General features: G+C 71.3%; 8 protein-coding genes. 4 read left to right on the forward strand and 4 right to left on the reverse strand.

What is annotated here, in order from left to right; genetic code table 11:
• On the reverse strand, positions 1-881 hold an 881-nt coding region (locus tag V7Q31_RS15740; RefSeq protein ID WP_333834812.1), incomplete at its 3' end, for a GTP-binding protein.
• A gap of 79 nt (positions 882-960) precedes the next feature.
• Positions 961-1,818: a universal stress protein gene (locus tag V7Q31_RS15745; RefSeq protein WP_333834813.1), complete on the reverse strand. Its 858-nt coding sequence runs from the start codon at positions 1,816-1,818 to the stop codon at positions 961-963.
• Positions 1,819-1,925: 107 nt separating this feature from the next.
• Here V7Q31_RS15745 and V7Q31_RS15750 point away from each other — a divergent pair, with 107 nt between their 5' ends.
• A complete protein-coding gene (locus V7Q31_RS15750) occupies positions 1,926-3,644 on the forward strand; it encodes a cation:proton antiporter (protein WP_333834814.1) in 1,719 nt (572 codons plus the stop codon).
• 273 nt (positions 3,645-3,917) lie between these two features.
• Here the strand turns inward: V7Q31_RS15750 and V7Q31_RS15755 are convergent, their stop codons facing one another.
• Positions 3,918-4,394, reverse strand: coding sequence for a low molecular weight protein-tyrosine-phosphatase (locus V7Q31_RS15755; RefSeq protein ID WP_333834815.1), 477 nt, complete (start codon positions 4,392-4,394; stop codon positions 3,918-3,920).
• A 95-nt stretch (positions 4,395-4,489) separates the two neighbouring features.
• Here V7Q31_RS15755 and V7Q31_RS15760 point away from each other — a divergent pair, with 95 nt between their 5' ends.
• Positions 4,490-4,957 (forward strand): c-type cytochrome, encoded by a 468-nt coding sequence (locus V7Q31_RS15760; RefSeq protein WP_333834816.1) that lies wholly within the window; start codon positions 4,490-4,492, stop codon positions 4,955-4,957.
• 2 nt (positions 4,958-4,959) lie between these two features.
• Complete coding sequence (locus tag V7Q31_RS15765; protein WP_333834817.1) at positions 4,960-5,559, forward strand: cytochrome b/b6 domain-containing protein; 600 nt, start codon at positions 4,960-4,962, stop codon at positions 5,557-5,559.
• 44 nt (positions 5,560-5,603) lie between these two features.
• Here V7Q31_RS15765 and V7Q31_RS15770 read toward each other — a convergent pair whose 3' ends face one another.
• The gene (locus tag V7Q31_RS15770) at positions 5,604-6,143 is read right to left on the reverse strand and encodes an adenine phosphoribosyltransferase (protein WP_333834818.1); all 540 of its coding nucleotides are present in this window, start codon (positions 6,141-6,143) and stop codon (positions 5,604-5,606) included.
• 116 nt (positions 6,144-6,259) lie between these two features.
• Here V7Q31_RS15770 and V7Q31_RS15775 point away from each other — a divergent pair, with 116 nt between their 5' ends.
• Positions 6,260-8,071: an ABC transporter ATP-binding protein gene (locus V7Q31_RS15775; protein ID WP_333834819.1), complete on the forward strand. Its 1,812-nt coding sequence runs from the start codon at positions 6,260-6,262 to the stop codon at positions 8,069-8,071.
• The last annotated feature ends 149 nt before the right edge of the window (positions 8,072-8,220 follow it).

Below are 8,220 nucleotides of genomic sequence, written 5' to 3' on the forward strand. Positions count from 1 at the left end.
GCGGGCTTGTAGCCCGGCAGGGGGGCGGCGCATTGCGCGCGCTCATGGGTGATGGTGTCGCCCACGCGGGTGTCGCGCACCTGCTTGATCGAGGCGGTGAGAAAGCCGATCTCGCCGGGGCCGAGTTCAGCCACGCTCTCCTTCTCGGGGCGGAACACGCCGATGCGCTCGACCTGATAGGTGGCCTGCGTCTGCATCATCCGCACGCGGTCGCCCTTGCGGAGCACGCCGTCGATGACGCGGAACAGGACGACGACGCCGAGATAGCTGTCGTACCAGCTGTCGACCAGCAGCGCCTTGAGAGGAGCGTTCCGGTCGCCTTTCGGCGCGGGCAGGCGGTGGACGATGGCCTCCAGCACCTCGGCGATGCCGAGGCCGGTCTTGGCGGAGATGAGGACGGCGTCGGAGGCGTCGAGGCCGATCACGTCCTCGATCTGGGCCTTGATGCGGTCGGGCTCGGCGGCGGGCAGGTCGATCTTGTTGAGGACGGGGACGATCTCGTGCCCCGCATCCAGCGCCTGATAGACGTTGGCGAGCGTCTGCGCCTCGACGCCCTGCGAGGCGTCCACCACCAGCAGCGAGCCCTCGACGGCGCGCATGGAGCGGGAGACCTCGTAGCCGAAATCGACATGGCCGGGGGTGTCGATCAGGTTGAGGACGTAGTCCTCGCCGTCCTGCGCGCGGTAGTTCAGGCGGACAGTCTGGGCCTTGATGGTGATGCCGCGCTCGCGCTCGATATCCATCGAGTCGAGCACCTGCTCCTTCATGTCGCGCTCGGACAGGCCGCCCGTCATCTGGATGAGGCGGTCGGCGAGCGTGCTCTTGCCGTGGTCGATATGGGCCACGATCGAGAAATTGCGGATGCGCGCGAGGTCGGTCATGGAGCGGGGTTATGGGGCCGGGCCCTGCGGCGGTCAACGGGCCTTCACGCGGGAGGCCCGACGGGCGGAGGGGCCGCGCTCAGGCCTTCGGCGGCGCGACCAGCACGTCGATGCGCGAGCACGCGAGAACCGCGCTCGCGACGCTGCCGAGCAGCAGCCCCTCGACCGAACCGAGGCCGCGCGTGCCCAGCGCGATCAGGTCGCAGCCGAGGCGGTCGGCGGCGGCGCAGATCGCCTCGGCGACCGTGCGCTCGGTATCGAACACGGCTTCGCGGCCGCAGGGAAAGCCCCCGCGCGGAAGCACCGCGGACAGCGCGTCGAGCGCGCCGCGGCGGGCCTCGGCCGCGGCGGCGTCGATCTCGGCGGGGCGCGCGCCGCCGCGGCGCAGCATCGACAGCTCCGGCGCGTCGGCGACGGCGAGGGCGACCACGTCGGACGGCGCGGTGAGGCCCAGAGCGCGCACGGCGGCGAGCGCGGCGGCGGAGGCCGGCGAGCCGTCGAGCGCGAGCAGCATCCGCCGGTAGCCGCCTTCGGGCGCGGTGTGGACGCTGAGCACGGGCACGGCGGCGGCGCGGATCACGCGCTCGGCGGTCGTGCCCTCGAAGATGTCGCGGATCAGCCGCCTGCGGTGCGGGCCGACGACGACCGCCGCCGCGCCTTCGGCGATCGCCTCCGCCGCCAGCGCCTCGGCGGGATCGCCGAGGACGATGCGCGCGGCGATCTCGGCGCCCGTCGCGAGGGAGAGCTCGACCGCGCGGTGCGCCAGCGTCGCCTCGGCGGCGCGGCGATGCGCGGCGAGCACCGCCTCGGGCTCCTCGTCGTCGAGGGCGTGGACGAGGTCGAGCGTCCAGCCCTTGCGGTGCGCGACGAGGGCCGCGCGGGCCTCGGCGATCCGCGAGCGCTCGGAGAGGTCGGTCGCGGCGAACAGGCGGGGCATGGCGCAGATCCTCCGTTCCGGCGCCCGCGCCGGCGGGCGCTTGTTCGGGCCCAGGTCAGTCTCTATCAAGAGACCATCCGCCACAACTGCAAGAGGAGCCGCGCCGCATGGCTTTCACGCTCGCCGATCTCGTGACGCAGTCTCCCTTCGCGGAAATGGCGGCGCTGCTCGTGCTGGCGGCGGTGGTGGGCTATCTGGGGTTGCTGCTGCGCCAGCCGCTGATCGTGAGCTTCATCGCCGTGGGGCTGATGGCGGGGCCGGCGGGACTGGGGATCGCGCGGTCGCAGGAGCAGATCGAACTGCTGGCTGAGCTCGGCATCGCGGTGCTGCTGTTTCTGGTGGGCACCAAGCTCGACGTGAAGCTGATCCGCTCGCTCGGCGCCGTGGCGGTGACGACCGGGCTCGGGCAGGTGGCGTTCACCTCCCTGTTCGGCTTCCTGATCGGGCTGGGCCTCGGCTTCGACTGGGTCACGAGCCTTTACGTGGCGGTCGCGCTGACCTTCTCGAGCACGATCATCATCGTCAAGCTGCTGTCGGACAAGCGCGAGATCGACTCGCTGCACGGGCAGGTGGCGCTGGGCTTCCTGATCGTGCAGGACCTGTTCGTCGTGTTCTCGATGGTGGCGCTGTCCACCATCGGCTTCGGCGCAGGGGCGGGGGACGAGGCGGGCGGCGGAGGCGGCGCGCTCTGGCCCATCCTGCGGACCGTGCTGCTGGCGGCGGCGCTGCTGGCGGCGGTGATCGGCTTCGTGCGCTACCTCGCCGACCCGCTGACCGGCCAGCTGGCGCGGGCGCCGGAGCTGCTGGTGACGTTCTCGATCGGGCTGACGGCGATGCTGGCGGCGGTGTCGGACGCGATCGGGCTCGGCAAGGAGATCGGCGGGCTGCTGGCGGGCGTGGCGCTCGCCTCGACGCCCTATCGCGAGACGATCTCCTCGCGGCTGGCGCCGCTGCGCGACTTCCTGCTGCTGTTCTTCTTCATCGCGCTCGGCGTGCATCTCGACCTGTCGCTGATCGGCGAGAACCTCGGCGCGGCGGCGATCTTCTCGGTGTTCGTGCTGGTGGGCAACCCGCTGATCGTGCTCGCGATCATGGGGGCGATGGGCTACCGCAAGCGCACCGGCTTCCTCGCCGGGCTGACCGTGGCGCAGATCAGCGAGTTCTCGCTGATCTTCGTGGCGATGGGGGTGAGCCTCGGCCATGTCGAGGGCGAGGCGCTGGGGCTCGTCACGCTGGTCGGGCTGATCACCATCGCGGCCTCGACTTACATGATCACCTATTCGCACCAGCTCTACGCGCTGTTCGCCCCGGCTCTCGGCGCGTTCGAGCGCCGGCGCGCGCTGCGCGAGCCGCAGCCGGACGAAGCCGAGACGGCGGGCCGGTTCGATGCGGTTGTGTTCGGGCATGGGCGCTTCGGCTCGGCCATCGCGCAGCGGCTCCGGTCGGCGGGGCGGCGCGTGCTGTGCGTGGACTTCAACCCCGTCGAATTGCGGCGGGCGCGGGCCGAGGGGTTCGCGGCGATCTTCGGCGACGCCAGCGACCCCGCCTTCGTGGCCGACCTGCCGCTGTCAGGCGCGCGCTGGGTGATCGCGGCGACGCCGTCGCATGCGGGGGGCGTGACGCATGACGACCCGCGGCGGTCGCTGCTCCAGGCGCTGGCGTCGATCGGCTTTGCGGGTCAGGTCGCCGTGACGGTGCGCTGGGCGACCGAGCGGCAGGCGCTGCTGGACGCCGGCGCCACGCTGGCCTTCGAGCCGTTCGAGGATGCCGCCGACCGGGCGCTGGAGATGATCGAGGAGCGCGAGGCGGGGACTGTCAGCGGGTGAGCCTCGCGGGGGCGCAGGGCGCGGAGGGGCGGTTGTGCGCGGAGAGCGGACAGTGGCGGAGGCTCTCCGCTCACCCCTTGGTCCGTGCGACCTGCGCGGACCGCGCCCTCCCTCCCCCCAGGGAGGGCGCCTTGCAACGCCGCAAGCAGCGGAGCCGTCGAAGTATTTGAACGCCAAAAACCGCTTAGCGCAGTCGTCGCGCAGCGCCCACCCGAGATCGGGCGCGGTCCTCAGCGCCCATGCCGACCGGCGGAAACCCGCGCCTTCGCGCCCTCACCCCTTCAGGCCGCGCGCCAGCCCCGCGACGCCGAGCTCGATCAGGCGCAGCGCCTCCTCGAAGGCGGCCGGGCCGTCGTAATAAGGGTCGGGAACGGGTTCGCCCTCGAGCCCCGCCGCGTGGTCGAGCAACAGCGACAGGCGGGCGGTGGCGTCGGAGGGGCGCAGGTGGCGGAGGGCTGCGAGGTTGTCGGCGTCCATCGCGCAGATCACGTCGAAGCGGCGGAAATCCTCCTCGGCCACCTGCCGCGCCCGCTGGCCGGCGATGTCGCAGCCGCGGGCGCCGGCGGCGGCGATCGCGCGCGGGTCGGGGGCGGCGCCGAGATGCCACGCGCCCGTGCCCGCGCTCTCGACATGCAGGTCGAGCCCGAGGCGCGCGGCCTCGGCTTCGAGCGCGCCCTGCGCCATCGGAGAGCGGCAGATGTTGCCGAGGCAGACCATCAGGACCGAACTCCGGATCGGCTGTTTCGACATGGGCGCCTCGTTGTCCAGACCTGCGGATTTGACATGGGCTTGTCGTGATTTCACGCTAAGGGAGACTGTATCTCAACTTTGAAGGAAGCTCCAACATGCGCCTCGCCCTCCTCGCCGCCGCCGCCCTGTCGCTCTCGCCGATGCTGGCCGACATCGCGGTCGCCGACGCCGCCGACGACGCCGTGAAGGCGCGCCGCGCCTATTTCACGCTGCTCGGAGCCAATGTCGGGCCGCTCGCCGCCATGGCGAAGGGCGAGGTCGAGTACAGCGCCGAGACGGCGACGCTGCACGCAGACAATCTCGGCGCGCTGAGCGCGGTGATGATCGCGCCGCATTTCCCCGAGGGCACCTCGAAGGACGACCGCTTCGGCGACACCCGCGCGCTTCCCAACATCTGGACCGATTTCGCCGGGTTCGCGGAGAAGGCCGAAGGGTTGGCGACGGCGGTGGCGGCGCTGCAAGGCGTCGCGGGCGCCGGCCGGGCGGAGCTCGGCGGCGGGGTCCAGCAGGTCGGCGCGGCTTGCAAGGCCTGCCATGACGATTACCGCGCGGCGGATTTCTGAGCTTGGCCGACGGCGCGAATCCCGAGGCGGATGTCGAGCGCATCCGCCTCTGGGACCCAGGCGTGCGGGCGTTCCACTGGGCGCTCGCGGCGCTGGTCACGGCGAGCTGGCTGCTCGGCGAGTTCGGTCCGGCGATCATGACGATGCATTTCTGGTCGGGCTACGCGATCTGCGCGTTGCTGGCGTTCCGGCTGGTTTGGGGCGTGGTCGGGCCGCGCCCGGCCCGCTTCGCCGCCTTCCTCGCCGGGCCGAAAACGGTGCTGAACTATGCGCGCACGCTGCCCGAGCGCGCGCCGAGCCGCTGGCGCGGGCACAATCCGCTTGGCGGCTGGGCGGTGGCGGCGCTGCTGGCGCTGCTTGCGGCGCAAGTGGCGACCGGGCTGGTCGCGGACCCCGAGGACTACATCAATGTCGGGCCGCTCGCCGACATGGTCTCGGCGGACATGCGCCGGACGGCGACGGCGTGGCACCATCGGATCGGGTCCGCGCTGCTGGCGCTGGTGGCGCTGCATGTCGCAGCGGTCGTCTTCTACAAGCTGTGGAAGCGCGAGGATCTGATCCGACCGATGATCGACGGATGGAAGACGGTTCGGCGGGAGTGAGGCGCGAGAGCCGGCCCGAAGTCATCTGAGACGGGCGGGCGCCCTCAGCCGCCCTCGAAGGCGCAGAGCGCGTGAACGTCCACGCCGAGGCCTTCGAGCCGCTTCCTGCCGCCCAGATCGGGGAGGTCGATCACGAAGGCGCAGCCGAGGATCTCGCCGCCCAGCCGCTCGATCAGGCGGATGCCGGCCTCCGCCGTGCCCCCGGTCGCCAGCAGGTCGTCCACCAGCAGCACCGTCTCGCCCGGCTTGACCGCGTCCTCGTGGATCTCGACGATCGCGTCGCCGTATTCGAGCTTGTACTCCTGCGCGACGGTCTTCCAGGGCAGCTTGCCCTTCTTGCGGATGGGCGCGAAGCCGATCGAGAGCTGATGCGCGATGGCGCCGCCGAGGATGAAGCCGCGCGCCTCGAGCGCCGCGACCTTGTCGATGCGCAGCCCGGCATAGGGGTGCAGCAGAAGGTCGATCGCCATGCGGAAGCCGCGCGGATCGCCGAACAGCGTGGTCACGTCGCGAAAGAGGATCCCCTCCTGCGGGAAGTCGGGGATGGTCCGGATGTAGTCGCGGACGTTGAGCTGGCTGATCATCGGCGTGGTCCTTCGCGGCGACGGGCGGCGTGGAGTCAAAGCGCATCGGGGGCGGCGGAGCAAGTGTCGACGCGGGAGGCGTTTGCGCGCAGGCGCAAAGCCTGTATCTGGCGCATATGAGCATCTCCGGCCCCTTCTCACGTCTGCGCGAGCGCGCCCTGGGCCGGCTGTTCGACGATCCCGAAGGCGCGCCGCATCTGATCCGGCGGCTGATGGCCGACAATCTGCGCCTCTATGCGGCGCGCTACGCGCTGGCCTTCCTGTGCATGGCCCTGACCGCCGCCGCGACAGCGGCGTCGGCCTGGATCATGCGCGATGTGGTCAACGGCGTGTTCGTGGAGCGCAACGCCGCGCTGGTGGCGCCGATCGCGGCGGCGGTGGTCGCGATCTTCGCGGTGAAGGGCGCCGCGACCTATTTCCAGACGGTGATCCTCCAGCGCATCGGCGCGGCGCTGGTGGCGCGGGTGCAGAAGCGCATCGGCGACAACATCCTGTCGCAGGGCATGGACTTCTTCGACCGCTCGGAGATGAGCGACCTGACGACGCGGATGACCTTCACCGCCAACGCCGCGCGCACGCTGCTCGACACGCTGATCACCGCAGTCGGGCGAGACCTGCTGACGGTGCTCGCGCTGATCGGCGTGATGGTGGCGCAGGACCCTGTGATGGCCTTTCTCGCGCTGGTGGTCGCGCCGCCGGCGATCATCGGCGTCGCGGCGCTCCTCAAGCGGATGAAAAAACTCGCGCAGCGCGAGATGGCCTCGCTCGCGCGCGTCGTGCAGGCGCTCAACGAAATCGCGCGCGGCGCCCGCGTGGTCAAGGCGTATCGGCTGGAGGGGCGGATGCGCGGCGAGCTCTTCGCCGCCATCGAGGATGTCGAGCGGCGCGTGGTGGGCATGGCGCGGCTCAACGCGCTGTCGAGCCCCTTGATGGAGACGCTGGGCGGCGTGTCGGTCGCGCTCGTGATCCTCTATGCGGGCCATTCGGTGATCGACCGCGGCGGCGATCCCGGCGCGTTCTTCTCCTTCATGGCGGCATTCCTGATGGCCTACGAGCCCGCCAAGCGGCTGGCGCGGGTGCGGGTGAAGCTGCAATCCAACCTCGTCGGCGTGAAGCTGCTCTACGACCTGCTCGACGCGCCCCCCTCGATCGCCGACGCGCCCGGGGCCGCTGCGCTGGGGCCGGTGAAGGGCGAGGTCCGCTTCGAGGACGTCTCCTTCCGCTATCTCGACAAGCCGGCGCTGAACGGGCTGAGCTTCATCGCGCGCGCGGGCGAGACGACGGCGCTGGTCGGGCCTTCGGGGGCGGGCAAGTCGACCGTGTTCGCCCTGCTCGCCCGCTTCTACGACGCCGATGCCGGGCATGTGCGCATCGACGGGCGCGATGTGCGAGAGACGACTCTCGCCAGCCTGAGGGGCGCGATGGCGCTGGTGACGCAGGATGCGTTCCTGTTCTCGGCCTCGATCCGCGAGAACGTCATGGCGGCGCGCCCCGAGGCGACCGAGGCGGAGCTCCTCGCGGCGATGCGCGACGCGAATGTCGCGGAGTTCGCCGAGGCGCTTCCCGAGGGGTACGACGCGCAGGTCGGAGAGGGCGGCGGGCGGCTGTCGGGCGGGCAGCGCCAGCGGGTCGCAATCGCGCGGGCGATGCTGCGCGACGCGCCGATCCTGCTGCTCGACGAGGCGACCTCCGCGCTCGACGCGCAGTCCGAAGCGCGGGTGCAGGAGGCGCTGGGCCGGCTGATGCGGGGCCGCACGACGCTGGTGATCGCGCATCGGCTCTCCACCGTGCGCGACGCGCACCGCATCTGCGTGCTCGACGCGGGGGGCCTCGCGGAGAGCGGCAGCCATGCCGAATTGCTGCGGGCGGGCGGCCTCTACGCGACGCTGCACGCGCTGCAGTTCCGCGAGGAGGACGCGCGGGAATAGAGCGGAGATCGACCGGAAAGACGCGGGTCCTAGGCTGTGTGGACGAATCGACTCAGGTGGCTGTTTCCATATTTCCGGGCGGCGACGTCTGATTCATGGAGAGCCGACCTTGGGAGGGTTGGCGATGTCCACGAGGATGACGGAACGGG

The organism is Rubrimonas sp. (assembly GCF_036788415.1).
GTDB lineage: Bacteria > Pseudomonadota > Alphaproteobacteria > Rhodobacterales > Rhodobacteraceae > Rubrimonas.

Excerpts from the sequence above, each read along its gene's own strand:
- V7Q31_RS15745 (WP_333834813.1), bottom strand. The coding sequence starts at position 1,818 with ATGCCCCGCCTGTTCGCCGCGACCGACCTCTCCGAGCGCTCGCGGATC.
- V7Q31_RS15750 (WP_333834814.1), top strand. The coding sequence starts at position 1,926 with ATGGCTTTCACGCTCGCCGATCTCGTGACGCAGTCTCCCTTCGCGGAA.
- V7Q31_RS15755 (WP_333834815.1), bottom strand. The coding sequence starts at position 4,394 with ATGTCGAAACAGCCGATCCGGAGTTCGGTCCTGATGGTCTGCCTCGGC.
- V7Q31_RS15760 (WP_333834816.1), top strand. The coding sequence starts at position 4,490 with ATGCGCCTCGCCCTCCTCGCCGCCGCCGCCCTGTCGCTCTCGCCGATG.
- V7Q31_RS15770 (WP_333834818.1), bottom strand. The coding sequence starts at position 6,143 with ATGATCAGCCAGCTCAACGTCCGCGACTACATCCGGACCATCCCCGAC.
- V7Q31_RS15775 (WP_333834819.1), top strand. The coding sequence starts at position 6,260 with ATGAGCATCTCCGGCCCCTTCTCACGTCTGCGCGAGCGCGCCCTGGGC.